This window comes from Nitrososphaera sp. AFS, from assembly GCF_009898475.1.
Taxonomy (GTDB): Archaea; Thermoproteota; Nitrososphaeria; order Nitrososphaerales; family Nitrososphaeraceae; genus Nitrosopolaris.
Window position 1 is genome coordinate 1 of the sequence record NZ_QURE01000005.1, and the last position, 21,378, is coordinate 21,378.

Sequence of the window (21,378 nt, forward strand, 5' to 3'; positions counted from 1 at the left end):
GCTGCTGCTGCTGCTACTGCTGAAGTTGTTGTTCCATTTCCTGCTGGTTTGGTTGAGTTAGCTGCTGCTGCTACTGCTGAAGTTGTTGTTGTTGCATTTCCTGCTGGTTTGGTTGAGTTAGCTGCTGCTGCTGCTGAAGTTGTTGTTGCATTTCCTGCTGGTTTGGTTGAGTTAGCTGCAAACACCTGCATAGGTCCTATAATTGAAGATGTCGCCAACGTGATAACGAGAGCTAACACCAGAACAATGCCTAAAACTTTTGAGACCATTTTCTAACTAGCCAATATGAATTATCGATACTTTAATGCTTTCATAGCTTTAGACCTGAATATCGGTTTTATATAGATCATTCCCGGTTAAATTATAACAAGCTGAATATCTTTACCTTATTCGATCAGTGCTTCTTGATTAGTAAAATAGCTTCGGGCAGAGTAAAGGGGCGAAACCCCTTTTAGCCTAAGAGCCAGACGATATTCGTCCCGACGCCATCTTCGAGAACACAAAAAGTTAGGGTCAATTTGTGATATTATATGTGCTCAAGTACATGCCAGGATGGAAACTTGAATAGGGATTTGATAAGCAGAAATCTGATGAGACCAACTAATATATCTGCAAGTGAAAAAGGCTTTTAATTCGTGCCCTGTAGTTCAAGAAAACTAAACTATCTTGCCTTTCGGGGCGTATGGATATGCCATCGAATCAATTAGCTTTACCTTAAGTCTTAGGCTCTTGTTCGAATTGAAAATGTAGATCATGCAATTAGGATTCAGGTACATATAGTCTTGCCTACAACACCCGCACATTGCCGCTTTTTGCTTCTCTTTAGAGTCGCTTGTCACGGCAACTGAGCTGATCTTAGTGAATCTGCAGAAATGGCCGTTTAGTAGGGCGACATTCTCGGCATGAAAGACCCGGCTGAATGATATCTCTACATTACATCCAGTGAAAATTGATCTCTCACCCATTCCATTAAAAGCTAAAACTGCCGCTCCAACTCTGACTTTCGATATTTCAGCTTGTGCAAACGATACAGCAAGAAAAACTGCCCTTCTTAAAGCATCCTCTTCCTTGGTTAATCTTGGTTTGGTAGCCAAAGCCAAGTTTGAAATTCGATACTATTTTATAAATTTGTTTGACCCTATGAGACTATTATAGGACGATCATCACCAGTTCCTCAATAAGACCTCTATATTAATGACATTGAGGCTTCATAATGATGAGGCTTAACCCAGTTCTTCTAAATTCTCCATATGCTGCTATTCGTTTAAATGCGTTCAATCGTACTTCTCTACAGCAGAAGTTTGTAAGCAATTAGATCTCGGAATCATAGGTAAAGGTTTGGACTCAAGCACAGACGCACTGAGGTGTCTTCTAAACAAGTGCCAAACCTATTAAATTATATGAGAATCATATTTTAACAAACTACTCGATCTAAAGTCCCAATTGTATTTGACTAATAGTCAGATTCATCTGGATTAAACTGAGTCGCAAAGGAAATCCAGGGCTAGCTATGAGCTTTTTTAGAATTAAACGATTAGGGAAAATTTCTATAAAACTATTTAGTTTACTATAGCAAATTTTATATTCTAAGAGCCCTAAAGATATATCGTCTTTGAAATGGACTTCCAAGAATAAAGCGAAAATCTCTAGGGTTCTAGAGTTCCTTATGCCCACCTTGGATTAAAACTTTTCAATTTAAAAAATATATTTCTAAGGGTTTGGTTTGATTCTATCTTTACCATGGTAAGTTCACTGATTCCGTCAAATTTTATGATAGAAAGGCACCGGGAGCAGAACTAGTCAAGAGCGCTGCCGGTGGGGGATACAAAGCATTTAGAACATCCTTTTGCAGCTTGGTCCACTATACTACTCAAATACTTGAGGGTGAGCCAGAATTCTCCTCCATAATTTTCCCATGTTTTGTTCGATTTCGTTTAGTAGTATTTGTTTGATTGCTTTTGTACGGTATAATTCGGGCTCGGAGGGATTTGAACCCTCGACCTGACGCTTAGGAGGCGTCCGCGCTATCCATTCTGCGCCCAAAAATCGGTCTGCGCTACGAGCCCCGTTCTCTCAAGTTCTAGTCTACAATTTAAATATTTGAAGTGTTAATTTATGAAAGAACTCGAATCAGAATCTTTAGATTTTAGCTAAGCCCAACCCATACTTCCAATCATTCCTGTCCATGTTCTTGACAAACTGTACTACCATTTTTTCCAAATAGTCTAAAGCCTTGTCACCTTTCGAACGACTAGCCTGTCGCGGCGATCCAGTCGAGCCAGAATTTGTAAGTTCGCTGAACTTCCAGTAAATACGAACATTGTTAGGAATGTTTGGAATAGTCTTGTCAGGCGCACGTTGCATATCGACTAAATCAGGTCTGACTGATAACATGACAGATGTTTCGGCCTCTCCCCCATGGCCAAGTCCGCTCCATTCACTAAATATTTTTTTATAGGTTCCTAATGTCCACCAAGCTTCGAGGCAAGCAAGCACAACATTTGGATAGTTATCTTTTATTGATCTTGAAGCAACCTCTATAGGAGCAATATTTCCGTCGTGGCCGTTCAGAAAGAGAACTCTTTTTATCCCATTTTTGATAAGGCTGTAGCAGATATCTTGTATAGCCATAATCAGAGTTTGTGGTTGCAATGTAATTGTCATCTGAAAGTCACTATGATGTGAGCTCACTCCATAAGGAATTGCAGGCACCACGATTGCGTTTTGCACCTGCTTCGCTACACGCTTTGCTAATTCTAATGGAACAAAATTGTCACATCCAAATGGCATATGATCACCGTGATTTTCACAAGCGCCAAGAGTTAGCAACGCCACCGTTGCATCGCTTATACTCTCCCTTACCTGATACGCATTCATCTCTTCTAGAATCTGACGTTTTCTAACCAACTTGATGAGCAGCTTATTAAGCAAGAGGAATGCATAAATGATTCGGATATTGTCATACTTGTTCTATCGCAATCGCCCATCAAAAAATACAAACTAGTCAAATGGGATACACTTTATAATTTCAGCTAACGCAGATCGGTGATCAACTTAGCCACCTAGACTCAGATATAGACCAAACGGAATTTTTGAACATGGCGGTCTTGGTAGTGATTCTACAAGCTAGTCGCTTTTAGTAAATATGTAAGCCGTGTCTAACTTCTGATCATTGGTCCAATAGGTGGGTAACGTGACACATTCTTGTATCACTAGGTCGTACGTCTCAAATATTCCTCCCCATCCCCATCCTGCAAAATCTCTTGAATATTTCTTCATAATATGGCTTCCCATTAAGTTAAATCCACATGATTCCATACCATCAAGGGCCTTTATGCGTGGAATTACCGACTTTGCAAGCATATCTCCCCATTCAGGCAGACCAGAAAGAAAAACCACAGGTTTTGTAAGATGTAGCGATTCGTATTCAAACACTGTTGCATCGGCATTAACAATCTCATAGTTCACTTTAGTCATTAGTGAAAGTTTGCTCTGAAGCTCTGTAAGATTACTGTCAATTTCAAGACCAATCGATCTTAACCCTAAAAGGCTCCCGCAGTAGGCTATTCTGCCGTCACCGGAACCAACATCAACAATCTCCTCGAATCCTAATGATTTAGCACATAAAGCTAAGGCGTAGGCCGACAGCATCCATGTAGGATAAAAGGGCTGATAGCTGGAATCATATTTCTTGGAACTCAACCAGTACTCGTTGAGGTCACAAAGATAAAACCTGCATAGAAGATCTAGAACATGCGTATCTTTTGACTCTACGTAAATGGGATTAAGACTTAGATAATTGATCAATTGTAAAAGAGTATGATTGCTAATCGGCACGATCTCTGAATATGACTGTGGCACTGTTTCTAACATACAATTTCCATTGAACTGATGCTGCTTCATGAATTCTCGTTTTAATCTAACTACGCCCTCTGCGATTGATGAGCAGCTCATGCGGTTTTATTTTATTTAATAGACAGATTCAGCTGACGGCCTAAGCCCTCGTCTCACACTAGTTCGGCCACATGTGCTACAGCGGTATGATCTTCTTCGCTTGTAGGCATAGATTACTTCGTCTTCCTCCACAGTTTGGTGCAAAGTTCTTGTCATACACCTGTCACAAAAGCGCTTCTCGGAGTCTATCAATCTCAGCCCACCTTGAAAAGGTAGTTCTAATTTAATCAATCTTTCGCAATAGCATTCTCAACACTAAATTTTGATCTGCCTTCGCTATAAAAGATCGAGGTGATTTTTGAACTCCAAACAGATATTGGCACAAGCCGTGTCATAATTCTAATCGGGTTTTAACCTACTTTCGAGTAATATTGGGACCTCTGCGGGTCTTTTAGCAACCGGAATACCTGCAGCTGCGAACTTACTAAATTTGGAATCAGCTGATCCATAGTTTCCATAGACGATCGCGCCAGCATGGCCCATTCTCTTTTCTTTTGGAGCAGATCTTCCTGCAATATAAGCCACGACTGCTTTCTTAAAGTCAATCTCAATTAGGTAATCTGCAAGAGTCTCTTCTGCATCTCCGCCAATTTCACCAACAACTATCACTGACGAAACATCATCTCGGTTGTTCACCAGATCAAAAGCTTCGATCAAATTCGTGCCATTAATTGGATCCCCCCCAATTCCAAAGCAGAGTCTCTGACCGAATCCTGCCTTTGTCAATTCGTAAGAAACCTCATACATGAGCGTCCCACTTCTCGAAAAGACGACCGTGCTACCCTGCTTAAATGGTCGCGCGGGCATAATTCCGACCTTCATGACTTCAGGCACGATTACACCAGGCGTATTTGGACCGATCATTCTCGCCCCCTTTGACCTTGCATACTCCATCGCCTTTATAGAATCCAATATAGGTACATGTTCTGGAACAGCTACCAGTAGTTTTATCCCACTGTCAAACGCCTCTTTCGCAGCTTTGAGGAAAAAAGGCGCAGGCACGAACATACCGGATATCGTCGCCCCGGTAGCTTTGACGGCTTCACCCATGCTATCAAAAACGGGGATGCCTTCATATGTCTGCCCCCCCTTCCCCGGGGTGACACCAGCAGCTACGTTTGTTCCATATTCTTTCATTAATTTTGTGTGTGTAGAACCAAAGCTTCCAGTTATGCCCTGAATTATGACTGGCTTTCTTTTGTAGTCTGCGTCGTCCTTCCTGCCTACCAATATTTCAAAAAGGTCGTACTCCAACGCTAAAACCAATCCTATTTATGCAACCTGCCTGACTACCTGTTCAATCGCTTCCTCAACGGTGTCATATAACTTGGCTTTGCTTCCAACTAACATGGCCTTTGCCTTTTCCGATTCGGCCCCCGTGATCCTTGCGTATACAGGTACATTCACCAAATTGTTCTTGTATGCGTCGAGTATTGCTTGAGCAACCAAATTTGTTCGAACAATTCCCCCAAACAGATTAACAAGTATAGCCCTGATTTGTTGTATTTTGCTTATAACTTTTAGAGCTTCATAAATTGTCTGAGTAGTTGCTCCACCGCCAAAATCCAAGAAGCATCCTGCCCTGCCGCCCCTATCTGTAACCATGTCAACGGTGGACATTACAAGCCCGGCACCATTCCCAATAATTGCTATGTCTCCGTATAACTCTACCAGTGAGAAACCACTTTTCCCAGCCTGCCTCTCGATTTCTGAAACATGTTCATACTTTCTTAACTCAGGATGTCTGAACATCGCATTGTCGTCTACTATAATCTTAGAGTCTAGGGCAATGAGAGATCCATCCTTTAAGATCGCAATAGGGTTAACTTCAGCAAGTTCGATCTCTTTCTCCTTTACAAGAGTCGAAATCCTCATTGCAAAATCAACGAAAGCCTCAAATGATACATCCTGCAGGCCTAATTTCGCTGCCGCTTCTTGGGCCTGCTCTCGCAGTAAACCGCCCAAAGGTATGTCGAATATCACTTTATTGGTTACGCTTTCAATGTCTACTCCTCCTTCTGCCGATGCGATGAGTGAGTAGCATCTTCTACTTCTGTTCAAGAAAATGGAAAGATAGATTTCAGATTTCTTATCTACAACTTCTTCAATCAAGATACCGCGTGGTAATTCACCTTTAACTTCCTTCTTGGAAAGAACATCGAATGCTAAACCCAAGTCTGACGAGTTGCTACATTTTATGATTGCACCGGCTTTTCCTCTTCCGCCCACAGTCAACTGTGACTTTAAGACAACAGGAAATTCAAACTTAGTTGAATCCTTAAGAGCTTCATCTTTGGAGTAGGCTAGCGACGCGGACGGAATCGGTATACCATACTCTGCAAAAAGTTCCTTTCCCTGATATTCGAGCAGTTTCATGATTACAAATGCAGAGGACAATCAATGACGCTTATTTATATTCGTATTTCGATATTGGTCCAATAATCAATTAAGGCATAACTTCTTTCTACATCGGCATAGCATTCTCTGAAGACACTCCGGACAATGGATTTGGTACTAAAGGTTGGTGGTCGGTTGCAATGATGCCATCGAACGTGGAATAACAACGGAAATTCCTCGTCTTGTCCACTAGCTTTTCGCATCCCGCTTCACAGATGGTCACCTGTTGTTGGAATATTGTCCACAGATTACAAAGCTACAACTTGGTCGAAGTCTTTTTGAAAACTTATATAGAGTTATCTCGAAATAAAGACATGCATACCGCAGTATGGTTGATAGTTCTAACAATGATTGTTGTGGGTCTAATTCCTGCCTTACTGATATGGTTAACTACGATGCCCCATCCGAAGCTGCTTCTGGATATATTCCAATATCAGCCGACATTTTACTTTTCTAGTCACTCTGGGTACTGGCCAGCATTCAGACTGAGCTAATGTAACCTTCATGGAGGGTCTGTAGCCTACTACTAACGACTCCTCGGGTCTACAAAGTTAAAAATTCTTTAATTTCTTTTTCATTTTTCTTTCGTAAAATAAAAACCAGGTCTCAGGAAATTTGCTAGATAACTCTACAGAATTACGAGCCCGACTGCTTCGGACCATAAACCCAGAATTGGCGATAGGTTATCAGCCACTCTTTTATTAATTTGTTAATTAATCATGCACATGTATTAGCTCCTTTTCAATACGTGTGAATCTCATTCAGCTAATTCCTTTTCAAGTCCAATATGAATAGAATGGCACTGAAGGAAGTCTTGAACCCATTATTGCCCGCTCGTATTATTGTCATTCGCCACCCGGCGAGATAACGGAATATAACATGCATTGCTTAGGACTGGCCTATCATTTAACAAGGTCAACTCAGATAGCCTATGTGCAATTAACTGGTTAGCTCACTTCAGCTGACCGCAAACCATTACTACAAATCGAGGGAAGACTTACCGATTGGGAAAACGTCAATTTAAGATAGACACCGGAATTGAAACAATACCCGTTGAAGGCCATACCCACAAAAACGTCGCCGTCAAATATTTAATGAAAAGGCGTCGATCATTATTGGGTACAAGGGATCCTATCAAAATTGACCTCTTGTATTCGAAACTTCCTACAAATATTAGAATCATAGGTAAACAGTTGACTCACGAATACAAGATAAACTGGGAAAGAGTGGGATCTTCAGAATACCAAGGTTCACGATTCGTCTTTACCGTGGACGAAGGGCACATCCAATAGGCCCCGTGCCCTTAGCGTTAGTTTCATTGTCTATGATGGAACTCAAAGCGCACTAATAACTGTATTGGCTAATCGACCAATTGACTAATCAGTGCCCGCTATTTTTGACTCGATCACATCCGCATATCATTTCTGAATGCCAGGAGTTGGGCGTCGTACTCGCCCGTCATTGCAAGGCAATATCATATTTGTATACATTCTGCTACTAAAGCAGAAATGCGCTGTGTAGTTTGTGAAAATCCATACAGGGGATCAGGGTTTTTGGTGGCGTAGGGAGCTTCAAACATAATGAAAAATCCAGTCTTACAAGAATAGCAATGCATAGAGATCTGATCATGGATGAGCTATTAAAGCCTGACCTCCACAGGAGAAAATTTCTCCCGGAGTATCTTATGATTACGTAGTTAAGTCGGAATTACTAGTGGCTCGATTTTAGCAAAAATTGCTTAGGAACTTCCGCTGGGCGTTATTTTGCCAAAATTTCTACCCTGAATATTGCTTGGCAACGACTTATCACGCACAATTTATCACGCTTGCTGATAAATTGTCCGAAACTATATAACAAATTTATCTTCGAAGTTGAAATATGACTTAGAGGGCTTGACTGAAAGAAATCAAGGCTGTAGAACTTTACCCAACCGTATTTTTGGCTTAAGTTCGAACATTGCTGCGATTCTCATTCTTGTTATGCCAATAGTTTTCGCCATTTTTGCATATCCTAACACGTTCAATCTTTCTTGGAATCAAGGTCGGGGAGGTTTCCTTTTTGCACTGGCGTTCATTTTCGCTGAGCTTTGGGGGCTAAAGCTCAACATTCAAACAAAAAGATACTTAATCGTAATAGGCTTGTCAGTTGCTGTTGTTGGTTATTTTGTAGAATTGCCTTTGGGGTTAAAAGAGTGGATAATATTATCAGCGCCTAACTTTAGAGTCAATCTTATCTATAGTTGGACTTGGATGTGGGATTTCGTGATAATGGGGCTTTATGTGATCTCTGCAGAGTTCATACTATTTGGAAAGTCTTGGTATAAGATAGCATCCGCGGGAGCTATTTATTTGGCAGGTAGCGCCCTAATCTTATTCCTGGACGCGTTCTTCCCTTACGACAGCCTCGGTTTGCTACAGTTTATAGTGCCTTACTATTTACGAGCAGATCAATGGTTAATACAGTTCATCCAACATTATATCATGCATTTAGGATCTATTGTCCCAGCTATTGCCGAAGGTAACCTATTAGTCCTAAATGGACTTCACGGGCACTTTGCCCTTAAGGTCTTTTGGCCCTCAGCTGGGGTTCAAAGTATGATAATTTACAGCTTGGTGATGCTTGCTTTTCTTCTAAAAATGAATATTCCCAAAGGGCGGAAAGCAATATACTTTGGTGTAGGGATTATTGGAACTGCCCTAATCAATCTGGTACGGATAATAGCGTTGTCGTTGTTTGCACTTTTGATTACCACAAACATTGCACAATGGGAAACATTTCACTCTGTTGCAGGAGAAATTATGTTTTTGCCATGGCTGGGAATTTATCTCGCGTCGGTGATTTTTCTTGAAGGAAAGAGGATGAAAATCGATTTAAAATACCATGCGCACAAGTCCTCCTCTTCCCCCAATCCAGCTGAAACAAAGAGCTGAAACTGCTACGTAGGCTTGCTCTGATCGATGTCCCAAGAGCATCCTACAGCCCAAGAACCAATGATTGGCAGTTATTATCTGAATTGTCAGTGTGGATAGCAGATTCCTGACCCAAAGCACTTGGAGACTAGCCGACTTTTGTCCCGCTAATACAATAGATAGGTTTTTGTCTAAAGCCGAGCATAGTATCGTTTGTTGGAAGATCCAGTTTCTACGTGTGCTGATGGCATCAAAATAAAGCCAGAAGACATGATAATTGATAAGCTTTATCATTGCATTTTTGAAAACAAGGTATTTCTTTTTTATAGGGATGTTGATGGCTTATTGCACTGCTATGAGGTTGAGAATCCCGAGGCTGTAAGAGAGATCTCAAAAAATCCGCTGGGGATTGAAACAATATTGAAAGAATATTCTAGAGAGTAACAGAAACCAATCAACAAACATTATATTTCAGCCCATGAGATAAAATGTGAATCCATGTCGGCTAGTAATGCTCACGCTGGACGCAAAGCAGGCAATGAAATTTTCATAGGTAAGAAACCTTTGATGACATATGTTACAGCAACACTAGTACAACTCGCTAATGAACCGATGGTAATAATAAAGGCTCGTGGCAAGAGCATTACCCGTGCGGTAGATGTAGCTCAGATAATCGTAAAAAGGATGGATATGATGGGATACAAAATTGGACCAGTAAAAATAGGTTCGGAGGCTGTACAATCCCCGGATGGAAGGATTAGAAATGTTTCTACCATAGAAGTTTCAATCTCCCGGGCGAGATAAATGTCACCTGAGGTCTTATTTTACCATCTAGTTGTTTGTCCTGCTTCCAAACCAAGGGTATGGCTAGTGAACCGTCTGATTTCCCACCACTAGGTTTGCATGGTCTTTTAAAATGATTAATTCTTTTAAATAAGTGATCAAACGTTTGAGTGGGTACCGTCGCTTCGATACGTAGAACTTTTGTAATATCCAGAGGTCAGAAGTCCTGTGGCAGACGTCCCTCGCTTTCTTTGCTCAATTCCGTCATGCTTTTACCAGCGAATTGATTCAAGTCAGTGTTTGTTATATCGAGTGTAGATAGTTCATGAATGAAATTGCTGACTCTTACTTGAACATGGAAGCCAATGAGGAAGCTTTTTGTTCAATCTGGGCAGATCGAATAAGATTTTACAAAGATGTCTCTCTATTTATCAATAGAAAATTACCTTCAGATTATTTTTACAATAGACTGAACCTTTGCAAAGCGGAAATATCTTGTGAAGTCTTGAGGAAGGCAGAATACCTATTCTTCATGAGCAACATGAACTGTTACGCTTATGTTCATGAAGAGAATGCTGACATTCAAAGAAGGCTAATCCGAGCTGGGTATATCTGGATTGACACAATGGATGTCATGACTCTTTCCCGTGAACCCGATCTTGATTATACGAACAAAGCTAATACAGATGCGCCAGTGTTTAAAGTCAAGAACGTAGACATTCCTAGCTGGGTACGCACTCTTTGCGAATCCTTCGAAATGTTAGAAATGCAAACGGAAATCAAGCAAAGAGTTGAGCGTCATTTTGACAAATTGATTTTGTTAATTTCCTATGTGTGTTCGGGTCTTTCCCATCCTCAGCCAGGAGGTTGTTGCGCCTTGTTCATTAACCACGGGATTATTGGACTTTATTGTCTTGGTACTATTCCTAAATTCCGTGGAAAGGGAATCGCCAGGAAAATGGTGGCAAGCGGTTTACAATATGCTTTCAATTATGACTTGGATTATCTACTCCTGCAGACTTTTGAGAGCCAAGATCTATTTTCTTTTTATAGCAAATTTGGTTTCAAGCTTGCATATAAGAAAAGAGTGTTTGAAAAGAAATATCAGAATGGATTAAAACTGTAGTTGATAAAGATATTAAGCCGCGCAGGGGCATAGAAAACCAAATGAGAAACAAAGTACGAGTAGCATTAGCAGGAATTGGGAATTGCGCCTCGGCACTTGTCCAGGGGACAAAGTATTATTCTTCTACTGAGGAAAAAAATGATGCAATCGGCTTGACAGCCTATTCGCTTGGAGGAATTAGACCAAGCGATATTGAATTCGTTGCAGCTTTTGACGTTGCCGATACGAAGGTTGGAAAGGACCTTTCTGAAGCTATATTTGCAAAGCCAAACAACACTTTGAGAATAGCAGATATTGAGAGAACCGATGTAGAAGTCAAAAAAGGTAAAGTGCTTGACGGGGTAGGCAACCACTTGGGCCAAAAGATCAAAATCTCTGACGGTTCAAGTGTTGATGTTGCACGTGTCTTAAGAGAAACCAATGCAGAAATATTAATTAATTATCTACCGGTCGGAAGCAGAGAGGCGACGAAGTTTTATGCAAGCGCCTGTCTGGACGCAAAAGTGTGCTTCCTCAATGCGATACCAGTCTTTATTGCCTCTGACCCCGACTGGCAAGCCCAGTTTAAAAACAGGGATATACCTTGTGCCGGCGACGACGTTATGAGTCAGCTAGGTGCTACGGTGCTTCATAAAACTATTGTAAAGTTATTTGTTGACAGGGGCGTTAAGATAGATGAAACCTACCAGTTGAACATGGGTGGAGACATGGATTTTTATAACATGTTAGATGATGAGAGGCTTGAAGATAAACGGGTTAGCAAGACAAGCGCAGTGGCAGCAATGGTACCATATGAAATCCCTATGAGAATTGGACCTTCTGATTACATTCATTTTCTGCAAAACGACAAAATATGCTATGTTTCGATCAAAGGGAAATACTTTGGTAACACACCTATAGAGCTTGATCTAAAATTGCGTGTCGTTGATGCTTACAACAGTGCTGGGGTTATGATAGACGCCATAAGGGGAGCAAGATTAGCTTTGAACAGATCAATCAGTGGGCCATTAGAGAGCATTAGTGCATATTGCTTTAAACATCCACCCGTCCAAATGCCGTACTCACAGGCAAAGACCAATTTTATTGAATTTGTCAACGAAAGAAGAGATAGGTAGGGAACAAATTTTTGTTATTAAGTTCATCCTGTGGTATTGGGATTGATTGATCATATGTCATAATTCTAATTCCCTTATCTTGTTGAGATAAAACAAATGTAGAATTCGATGTAGGAAGCCTCTTTCTCCGCAGAGAGGGATCACAGAATCTGATTTACTCTATTTACACCCTAAAGCCGCTAACTTTTGTGATGCACGTAATGAATAAAGGTAGGTATGTGCACGTCAAAGATATAATGACAACTGAACTAAAGGTCCATCCTTCATTTTTCAGGGAATTTGCAACAAAGACTTGGGTATCGCCCAATGATATTCTTAGGGAACTCATTGAAAATGCCTTTGACGAGGATGCCACAATTTGCTTACTGACGATTATGAAAGACGGTTCAATTGTTATCGAAGATGACGCCGGTATGGATCAAGATGGCATGACAAAATTCCTTCTCCTAGGATCTCCTCACAAAAAAATTGAGAGAATCTCTCCCAGACTTAGGCGCATTAGGACTGGAAGATACGGGACAGGCAGATTGTCATTTCTCACCTCGTTCGAAGATATGAAGATCAAGACGAAGCGTGACTCATATGAGAAGAGTGTCGTGATAGACGGCAATGCCCTCGACAGGCTGTTCGACGGAAATGCTTCGCTTGATGAATTTCATGAAAAACCGCTTGGTCGGAATGGTACCGAATTGATTCTTAGAGGTTCCAAAACAAGAATTGATCTCCAGAAGTTAATTAAGGAAATACGTAAGTTAGCAATTCTTAGGCATCCGATGTTTGAAGTGTATATAAAGGAGTCTGAACGGTTCGTTGAGTGGGATTTCACAGACGCTCAGCGTATATCAGCGCCGGAGATTCAAGGTCATAAACTCCTATTGAATTTAGAAAACGGCAAAATTACTGGAGAAATCGTGATTGCTAGAAGACCTTTAACTGAAGATGAGCAAGGAATTGCCATCATGATAGGAAATCACATTGTTACTCGTAGCAATTTTAGCTCTAACACAAGATTGAATAGGGTCACGGGATTTGTACGAAATGATGCACTTACATCAAGGTTTGCAGACAAATCTGCAATAATAGAAGATGATGAGTATAATAAATTCAATCAAATAATGAAGAATTTTGTAGCCAATACCCTGTTACCGAGCTTAACGGAATACGAGGACGTATTGATTACTAGAGAGGAGTCCAAGATTTACAGGGAAATAGACAAGGTGCTTGGACAGGCGATTGTTGAAAATCTAGAGACCCAACAGGAGGTGGAAGGCTACGAGCTAGTAGATATCAACGAACAGAATTCAGACCTTGATAAAATAACTTCTTCCATTGCTTCCGATTCTTCTGATGAGGAAGATACTGCTCCCATGCCAAGGCAAACTTCTCAGAACACATTCCATCAATCTACGAGCGGGTCAGGGGTAACTTCAACAGGCATTAGACGTGATCAACAGCTGATCTCGAATGTAGAGCCGCAATCAGTAACAAGTCATATCGATCAGCATCAAATACCTCAAGGTCATTTCGTAGGAATTTCAGGCCCTGCCGAGGGGATTTTAAAAAAGACCACAAAACCGCTATTGAAAAGGACCTTCGCTTTGAAAAAGGTAGGTTACAAGGTCATCCCTTATGAGGATGAAACTGATTCTAGGTATAGCTTCAAAAATGAAAATGTTGTATTTGTCAATAAGGCAAATTCTACTTACAAGTCTGAATCTTTGCGAGGGGAGGAGTTTTTACTAAGACATATAATAAGAATTGTGGCTGAGGCTTTGGCTGAGTCTAAGCACCCAGAAGGAAAAGATGCCTTAGAGCTACAAAATAGATTGGTTGCTGAAGCTATAAGGATCCACGATAGATCTGCGACACGAAAATGACATGTATCGCTCGTATCTCTGGCTAGATCCAATCTTCTATTCATAACTCCTGCCTCGTTTTTGTGTTTGGCCTATAGAAACGCCTAAATCTGTCCCCAATTGGATCTATTAGCGATATTATGGCATTTCAATTTATGCCTGGTGCAACAGCAGTCGGAATATCATTTGACAGTGGCGTTGTACTGGCTTCAGAAAAGCGAGTTTCATATGGCAACTTCGTAGTAAACAAAAACACTAAGAAAACCTTTCAGGTAACTGACCATGTCGGAGCAGCTTGTGCAGGCATGATTGCAGATATGCAAATTTTAGTTCGACAGGTAGGAGCGCTTGCGAAGATCAGAAAGCTTGAGACTAGACGCATGGTTCCTCCTAATTCTATCGCAAAGATGATGTCAGTTATAATGTTTGAAAGAAGATTCTTTCCCTTGTTGACTCAGGTTATAGTCGGGGGCATAGATTCAAACTCCCAGATCTACACGTTAGACCCCTTAGGCTCGGTCTTGCCTGACGAATACGCTGCAGTGGGCTCTGGTGCCGAAATGGCCCTAGGAATAATGGATAGTGAGTACAAAGCCAAAATGTCGGAACAGAGTGCCAAAGCCCTTGCCATTAAAGCTATCAAATCATCCGTTCAAAGGGATTCTGCAAGTGGAGACGGGATTGACCTACTCGTTGTGAGACGCGATCAGCAGCTAGAAGAAAGTCACAAGCTTTGAGGTCAAGAGGAGAGACAATTAGGATGCTAAGTATGCTTAAAATCTAGCATAAATCCCCTTGGTACTAATCGCATACACTGATCCCCAGTAATGACCACCTTATTAAATGAGCCCAAGAGCCTGGCAATTAAACAAGTATTTTTAATTGCTTATTTGACTGGAATTCTTTGGCTTAGACGAAATCCAATTTCAATGGTTTTTTCGGCAATAAGCCCATTCTCATTGCTATTTGTACTATTCGTCGTAAGCAATGGTCATTATATAGCATTCGCGGTTACCGGTAGCCTTGTTATGGCTTTAGTAGGATACGGTCTTGCCCTTGGTCAAGATATTTCCTTTTACAAGACAGAATACAAAGTTCAAGACCTATTCGTCGCAGCCCCTGTATCCCCTCTCACATACATGACAGGACTGGCATTGTCACAATTATTGTTTGGATTTCCAGCTCTGACTGTTCTTGCGGTGCTCGCGGCCTTGTTTGGTAACTCCATTGCGAGTCTCCCCATATTGATCTCAACGATAATGTTGATATGGGGATCGATGTCTGCCATGGGTTTTTTTTTTTCCTTTCCTCACATATGCTACATATGCGAAATGCCACCCAGGTAATATCTTTTGTAAATGTTATTCTAGCAGTTCTACCTCCAGTATTTTATCCCGTCAGTAGATTACCTTTGGATCTACAATACCTTGCATATGCTGTTCCTACAACACATGCCTCTTTGATGCTGCAATATACAATGGGCCTTCCCACCCCCAAGGATTGGTCTATAGGTCTCGGTTTGCTCGTTCAAATGCTATACTTGATAGGTTTTGTTATGCTCGCAAAGACAAGAGCAATTTGGCGGGACACTTAGATACCAGCTTTCAATAATGAGTTACTTATCTGACAATAATATTGTCAGTCATGACCACTACATCATTTAGCTCCTTGTAGATTTCCAAAAATCGCAAACCTCGCGGCGTAGTAGTATATATTCTTTCTACCTGTTTGTACTCTATGAGAGCATTCTCAAGCAAAAGCGAGAGGTATTCTTTGAGTTGAGGATAGGACAGGTATACCCTGTGCATAATCTTCGCCTGGATAGCCTTGCTCGTCTTGGCCGTTTCAAGAATCTCTGCGATAATTTCCAATCTGCTTCTATGCTTCATGACCTAAGTAAGATATAATCTCTTGAAATAAAAGGCGGACTAAATACTATTATAGTATTGTTTTTTAATTACTAGTATTAATACTTCTATTAAAATATTTTTCTTTAATTCAGATAAACATGAGAATTCTTTATTACAATACTGTTAATTTCTTATTTGGAATTAGTATCCTGCTCACTTCCTTGCGAGTTCAAAATATGGCATCGATCACAAAAAAATTTGCCGATGAATTACCAATCGTATCTAAACGTTCTGGCAAACTGGGGGTATTATCCTTCTGAAGGCTAGAGTTAAGGTCGGCCCGACCTCTGTGCATAGTCTTAGGTAGTCGTCCAGACGATCTGTCATCTGTTAACTGTTGTTGGTTTGTAATGCTGCTTCCCCATAACCCTTCGAATCTTTCTGCATCATGTTCCGACTCATCCCTAAGATAGTTAGTTTACGCATTTATAAGAGCATTCAAAATAAATATTGCAGCAGAAATGGTGGCATTCTCTAAGAAAAATGTCATTTTGCTATTTGCAATTGCTGCGATTGGTACGTCACTATCTATTTTGTCATATCAATACTCATCGGTAACTGCCAATGACATTGCCGATATTGCCTCACAAGAAATCAGGTCGAATGCACGAATTGAAGCGCACGATCTATCCGAATTACTAATGCACGACATGCAATCAATTACTAAAAATCTTGCCACCCTTTCAGATTCACCTGCTGTTCAGAATAATAACACACAATTAATTCAATTACTGATTGACAATGCGCAGACCTCTACTGGTTCTCTAACAGATGGATATTATGTACTCGATAAAAAGGGGCAACTATTAGCCTGGAGTAACTCCAATGGGTCTGGTTTGGCTTCTGGAACTTTTGACCTTGGCTCTCAGGAATATTTTAGGTTCCCAGAGTCGACACACTTGCCATTTATTACTACTGTCATGACGTCAGCAGATAACGTCCCAAGATTGTATGTAGCTTATCCCATCATGGCTACGACAAAAAACGGGAACTCCAATAGCGCAAAAATTGATAAATTGTTTGAAGGTGTTATTGTGGCAGCAGTTAATGTCAATTCAATTGGTAACTCGTTGCAGGGTGAGCTCTCTCCAGAGATCATAAGCAATGTGGGATTGATGGATAAAAACGGGGTCTTCTTATATGCTAGGAATCACTCTTTAATTGGCAAAAACTATACGTCAAGCGAGTTTCAATCGGCAATTCCTATCGAAATAAAGGATGCTTACAATGGGATTTTAGGCCATTCTTTGCAGGGCAAATCAGGCGCAGAAGATATTACTCTTCGCGACAATACAACGACAATATCATATCAACCGATTACGATCGACGGAAAGAGGTTATGGACTTTATACATTGGTTCTCCGCACAGCCTCACTAGTGACGTAGGGCTGTTAATCGATCAACAAAAAAATTTTAGTACACTAGCAGTAGTAGCAATTGGGATTATAGCTGTAGGGATGGCATTTCTTATTCTTTCATGGAATAGAAGATTACAAGCAGCAGTTGGAATTCGTACTCAAGAATTGCGCAAGGCTAACGACTCCTTAATTGAATCAAACAAATTACTAGCCTCTGCCAATGAACAATTAAAGGTTCATGACAAAATGCAGAATGAATTTATCAACGTTGCTGCGCACGAATTGAGGACACCGATTATGCCAATCCTGGGGGATGCAGAATATATTGAGCACAAATTCACGGGTACCGATGATGTGGCAAAGGTAGACAAAGAAACCGTATCCTCCATCATTCGTAACGCAAAACGATTAGACCGGCTCGCAACTGACATCCTGGATGTTACAAGGATAGAAAGTAAATCACTCAAGCTCAACAAGGAGACATTTGACATAAACGAAGTCCTGTCTGGCTGTATAAAAGATTCAAGAGAACAAATGTTAAATGACCATAGAGATGGGGGCGTAGAGATAAAATATATTCCAAAAAGTATCGTAGTGCACGCAGACAAAGGTAGAATAACTCAGGTGATAACTAACCTACTTAGAAATGCCATCAAATTTACGTCTGAAGGTAGTATCTCATTGATGGCCTGCCGAAATGGTGAGGATTTATTGGTGAGCGTGCGGGACACTGGACCAGGTATAGATCCAGAAGTTTTGCCCAAACTGTTCTCAAAATTTGTGACAAAGTCTGATAGGGGGACAGGTCTTGGCCTATTCATCTCTAAGAGTATTGTCGACGCACACGGTGGCAAAATTTGGGCAGAGAATAATGCCAGTGGCGTTGGTAGTACATTTAGGTTTAGCATTCCTACTTGCAATATTCCATCATAAGGCTTTAAGCGTGAGGTCGATGTAGTCAATCAAAATTGGTTTTCTCAGAACTCAATCCCGGGCCTTTGTATGATTTGATGTTGTCCAAAGTGGCTAATTTTAGATAATCGATATCGCAGCTTTCAAGCTCAGAGGATAATATTTCACTTAGCCGAATATTTGGAAATTATCTGGTATGCCCTTTCAAGGCCAAGGTCGACTAAATAATTGCCTATTTTAGGACCACGGTCGCCGCCGATTAGTATTCTATAAAGCAACTTGAACAGTTCTCGGGGATCCAAACCAACGCCCCTAGCAATTTCGAAAACCTCTGATTGTAGCCTGTTTGGAGTCTCCGGTTCATCCTCCTTACCGATAAGTGAACGAATTCTTTCCAGAATTTGCCTGATCGCTAAAATCTGAATTTCATTTAATTCAGTGTCGGTCGTTTCTCTTACTGATGCTTGCTGATCGTCAGCCCAATGCGTTGCAAGTTCAATCCTTTGCAAAATTTCAGGAGTCTTTTCTTTTGCTATCCCGTACTTTAAAAGTCTTGAAAATATTTTTGAGGATCTATTCTCGTCGGGCGGAAATAATGAGGCTTGTTGTGCCAATAACCTGTATGGGACATGCATGAGCAGTTTTTCTCGGGGCCTCAATTGATTGATATATTCATATACACCCTTAATTTTTGTCAATTTAGCTAAATTGGATTCTCTTTGCTTGCCAAAATAGAGGTCCTCGTAAAGATCATACTCATCCATAAGCGATGGAATGTCATCTATTCCCACTTGACGTGTTCCCGTAATCCGCTTGTATAAAAGTAGCAAAAGTGATTCTGGCGTCCCGTATTTCAGCCACATTTGTGGTGTAATAACATTTCCTGATGATTTGCTAATTTTCTTGCCGATTTTGTCCAAGAATAGTTCATATTTCACGTGCATAGGATGGGGAAATCCCAATATTTCGCTAGCGACCCAATCGTTGATCCGTACTGAATCCAAGATATCCTTGCCATAGGCTTCAAATCTAATATCAAGGGCTCGCCATCTGGCAGCAAATTCGACCTTCCAAGCAAGCTTCCCGTCTCCCCTCTGAACATGGGCTTCTCCATTAAACCCACACCCTTTAACAAAACGTCGTCCTATTGTTCCCCCCAAACAACCCTCCCTTCATCGGGTATGTATTCATAGGCATTAGCCACATAGAGTCTTCCACACATCTTGCAGATCGGAAAGTACGGTATGTTTTCCGTGTACTTCTGTTGGCCAATCATCATGGATATCTTTCTGCCCAACAGGCTACTTTTTTTCAGAAGTGTGTCAATTTCTTTCGCTAGAACTCCATTGCTGTATATTTCATTAGCGCTCAGGAATTTGTATTTGATGTTCATCTTATCCAGAGCATCTAGAAGGAGACCGCTCATATGTGCACCAAATGAAGAGTGACAGCCACCTATCGGGTCAGGTATTTTAGAAACTGGTCTACCAACGTATTCATTCAGCCAAAATGGAAAACCAGCTGGTACAGCACGTAGCCCATCCATGTCATCTGAAAATGCAATCAATTCCGCATCGTAGCCCATATTCTTAAGTGCTAAGGTAATACCAAAAGCTCTCACAGCATCACCGATACTTCCGATATGGGGCAGTCCGGACGCTCCTAATCCACTTTCAACCAAAATAGAGTTCAAGGTTCTACCTAACTCTTTTTCGCGCTCAATTAACGTGTAGGCGATCTTGTCTAACCAGGTTCCTTTCCCGATTAATTTATCCTCATTCAAAACGGGCTAAAGCACCTTTGCCATATATGGGCCATGCAACACATAACCCATTTTTCTGTAATATTCTCTTGTACCCACTGCGGAAATTACGAATAACACTCTTGCCCCAAATTCATCTCGAGATATCTTCTCTGCTTCTTGCATCAATTTTAGGCCGTACCCTGTATGCTGGCTGGACTTGCTTGTTTTTTGACTACCTACATTTAACAATAATCCATATACGTGGAGCTCTCTGACTATTGCGCAGTCTTGTACTAGCTCCTTCCGATGGGAGTTTACAATGGACCTTAGTCGCAGAAACCCAAGAAGCTTCGAGTGATCTCCCGTTTCAAACGACAGAAACACCTCTCTCCCATTGGAAGCGTCATAGTCAATTCTGTTCATGAAAATACTGTCCGCAGGCACAGAAGTGGAATCTTGTGTACCAATTTCACGACATCTAATGCATTTACACTTTAATCCCTGAGCCTCTAACTTTTGCAAAACAATCTGTCTCAAATTTCCGCAAACTGGTCCTGCGATAATCTCACTTGCGTCAATTTCGCGCTGCACGCGCATAAGCCTAATCCAGGGTGGAATTCTTTTCTTTACTTCAGTTAGGACGTGCGCCATCTCTTCCACAGTATATGGTTTATACTTGCCAGCCTTAAAGAGGTTGAATAAGGGGGTACGCTCCAAAACAAGTGTTGGATATATCTTCAACATGTCAGGTTTGAAAAGAGAGCTCTCAAATAAAGTACAAAAATCGTCGATATCCTTTGTAGGAGAAGATCCAGGCAAACCTGGCATCATATGCGCGACTATCTTGAACCCACTTTCACGAGTGATACGAAAGCACTCAACAACATCGCCAATAGTATGGCCACGGTTTATTGCTTTAATTACTTCAGCCTGTAATGATTGGACCCCCACTTCAACCCGAGTGACCCCCATGTCAAGCATCAGATCCAAATGTTTCGCTTTACAGTAGTCCGGCTTGGTCTCTACTGTGAGCCCAACGCAGCGAGATCTAGCCGTTTCATTAGATCTCATTGCTTCAGTAAGATCCGATGAATTACGACTGTCGTTGCCGTTATCGTTCAACGCATCGAAACAGGACTTGACAAAATCTCGCTGATAATTTTCTGGCATGAACGGAAAAGTTCCCCCAACTATAACTAGCTCTACCTTGCCAATCTCATGACCCAGTGAGTAAATATGAGACAACCTGGAACGAATTTGAAGATATGGATCAAAAGCTACCTTTTGAGCCTGCCTAGTCACAGGTTCACGGCC

General features: G+C 41.2%; 21 protein-coding genes and 1 tRNA gene. 12 read left to right on the forward strand and 10 right to left on the reverse strand.

Annotation, left to right across the window (positions count from 1 at the left end; translation table 11 throughout):
- A partial coding sequence (locus tag DYY65_RS00830) for a hypothetical protein (protein ID WP_162476104.1) occupies positions 1–276 on the forward strand: 276 nt, incomplete at its 5' end.
- Positions 277–656: 380 nt separating this feature from the next.
- On the opposite strand, the gene DYY65_RS00835 is transcribed toward DYY65_RS00830, so the two are convergent.
- The 6 genes from DYY65_RS00835 to DYY65_RS00860 form a co-directional block, all read right to left on the reverse strand.
- Entirely contained in the window at positions 657–1,094 is a 438-nt protein-coding gene (locus DYY65_RS00835) for a hypothetical protein (RefSeq protein WP_162476105.1), read from the reverse strand.
- 879 nt (positions 1,095–1,973) lie between these two features.
- Positions 1,974–2,066, reverse strand: a tRNA-Arg gene (locus DYY65_RS00840).
- Positions 2,067–2,139: 73 nt separating this feature from the next.
- On the reverse strand, positions 2,140–2,907 hold the full coding sequence (locus tag DYY65_RS00845; protein ID WP_162476106.1) for a creatininase family protein: 768 nt from the start codon (positions 2,905–2,907) through the stop codon (positions 2,140–2,142).
- Positions 2,908–3,126: 219 nt separating this feature from the next.
- On the reverse strand, positions 3,127–3,954 hold the full coding sequence (locus DYY65_RS00850; protein WP_162476107.1) for a hypothetical protein: 828 nt from the start codon (positions 3,952–3,954) through the stop codon (positions 3,127–3,129).
- Positions 3,955–4,293: 339 nt separating this feature from the next.
- On the reverse strand, positions 4,294–5,220 hold the full coding sequence (gene sucD / locus DYY65_RS00855; protein ID WP_201449238.1) for a succinate--CoA ligase subunit alpha: 927 nt from the start codon (positions 5,218–5,220) through the stop codon (positions 4,294–4,296).
- A 6-nt stretch (positions 5,221–5,226) separates the two neighbouring features.
- Complete coding sequence (locus DYY65_RS00860; protein WP_162476146.1) at positions 5,227–6,330, reverse strand: succinate--CoA ligase subunit beta; 1,104 nt, start codon at positions 6,328–6,330, stop codon at positions 5,227–5,229.
- 1,025 nt (positions 6,331–7,355) lie between these two features.
- Between DYY65_RS00860 and DYY65_RS00865 the strand changes: the two genes are divergently transcribed.
- The 10 genes from DYY65_RS00865 (at position 7,356) to DYY65_RS12870 (ending at position 15,734) form a co-directional block, all read left to right on the forward strand.
- A complete protein-coding gene (locus DYY65_RS00865; protein ID WP_162476109.1) occupies positions 7,356–7,643 on the forward strand; it encodes a hypothetical protein in 288 nt (95 codons plus the stop codon).
- Between the two features lie 600 nt (positions 7,644–8,243).
- Entirely contained in the window at positions 8,244–9,281 is a 1,038-nt protein-coding gene (artG, locus tag DYY65_RS00870; RefSeq protein ID WP_255457410.1) for a thaumarchaeosortase, read from the forward strand.
- A gap of 195 nt (positions 9,282–9,476) precedes the next feature.
- A complete protein-coding gene (locus DYY65_RS00875) occupies positions 9,477–9,704 on the forward strand; it encodes a hypothetical protein (protein WP_201449240.1) in 228 nt (75 codons plus the stop codon).
- Positions 9,705–9,758: 54 nt separating this feature from the next.
- Positions 9,759–10,064 (forward strand): DNA-binding protein, encoded by a 306-nt coding sequence (locus tag DYY65_RS00880; RefSeq protein ID WP_162476111.1) that lies wholly within the window; start codon positions 9,759–9,761, stop codon positions 10,062–10,064.
- 304 nt (positions 10,065–10,368) lie between these two features.
- On the forward strand, positions 10,369–11,169 hold the full coding sequence (locus DYY65_RS00885) for a GNAT family N-acetyltransferase (RefSeq protein WP_162476112.1): 801 nt from the start codon (positions 10,369–10,371) through the stop codon (positions 11,167–11,169).
- A 41-nt stretch (positions 11,170–11,210) separates the two neighbouring features.
- Entirely contained in the window at positions 11,211–12,284 is a 1,074-nt protein-coding gene (locus tag DYY65_RS00890) for an inositol-3-phosphate synthase (RefSeq protein ID WP_162476113.1), read from the forward strand.
- 200 nt (positions 12,285–12,484) lie between these two features.
- Positions 12,485–14,161: an ATP-binding protein gene (locus DYY65_RS00895; RefSeq protein WP_162476114.1), complete on the forward strand. Its 1,677-nt coding sequence runs from the start codon at positions 12,485–12,487 to the stop codon at positions 14,159–14,161.
- Positions 14,162–14,280: 119 nt separating this feature from the next.
- The gene (locus DYY65_RS00900) at positions 14,281–14,877 is read left to right on the forward strand and encodes a proteasome subunit beta (protein WP_201449241.1); all 597 of its coding nucleotides are present in this window, start codon (positions 14,281–14,283) and stop codon (positions 14,875–14,877) included.
- Positions 14,878–14,967: 90 nt separating this feature from the next.
- Positions 14,968–15,486, forward strand: coding sequence for a hypothetical protein (locus DYY65_RS00905; RefSeq protein ID WP_162476116.1), 519 nt, complete (start codon positions 14,968–14,970; stop codon positions 15,484–15,486).
- A complete protein-coding gene (locus DYY65_RS12870; protein ID WP_370519253.1) occupies positions 15,465–15,734 on the forward strand; it encodes a hypothetical protein in 270 nt (89 codons plus the stop codon). Before DYY65_RS00905 ends, DYY65_RS12870 begins: the two co-directional genes overlap by 22 nt.
- Positions 15,735–15,759: 25 nt before the next feature.
- On the opposite strand, the gene DYY65_RS00915 is transcribed toward DYY65_RS12870, so the two are convergent.
- Complete coding sequence (locus tag DYY65_RS00915; RefSeq protein ID WP_162476118.1) at positions 15,760–16,029, reverse strand: winged helix-turn-helix domain-containing protein; 270 nt, start codon at positions 16,027–16,029, stop codon at positions 15,760–15,762.
- Between the two features lie 482 nt (positions 16,030–16,511).
- Between DYY65_RS00915 and DYY65_RS00920 the strand changes: the two genes are divergently transcribed.
- On the forward strand, positions 16,512–18,341 hold the full coding sequence (locus DYY65_RS00920) for a sensor histidine kinase (RefSeq protein ID WP_162476119.1): 1,830 nt from the start codon (positions 16,512–16,514) through the stop codon (positions 18,339–18,341).
- 143 nt (positions 18,342–18,484) lie between these two features.
- Here the strand turns inward: DYY65_RS00920 and DYY65_RS12325 are convergent, their stop codons facing one another.
- From DYY65_RS12325 to DYY65_RS00930, 3 genes are all read right to left on the reverse strand, one after another.
- Complete coding sequence (locus tag DYY65_RS12325; protein WP_236561575.1) at positions 18,485–19,480, reverse strand: hypothetical protein; 996 nt, start codon at positions 19,478–19,480, stop codon at positions 18,485–18,487.
- On the reverse strand, positions 19,465–20,103 hold the full coding sequence (locus tag DYY65_RS12330; RefSeq protein WP_236561576.1) for a hypothetical protein: 639 nt from the start codon (positions 20,101–20,103) through the stop codon (positions 19,465–19,467). Before DYY65_RS12330 ends, DYY65_RS12325 begins: the two co-directional genes overlap by 16 nt.
- A 6-nt stretch (positions 20,104–20,109) precedes the next feature.
- A partial coding sequence (locus tag DYY65_RS00930) for an elongator complex protein 3 (RefSeq protein ID WP_236561577.1) occupies positions 20,110–21,378 on the reverse strand: 1,269 nt, incomplete at its 5' end.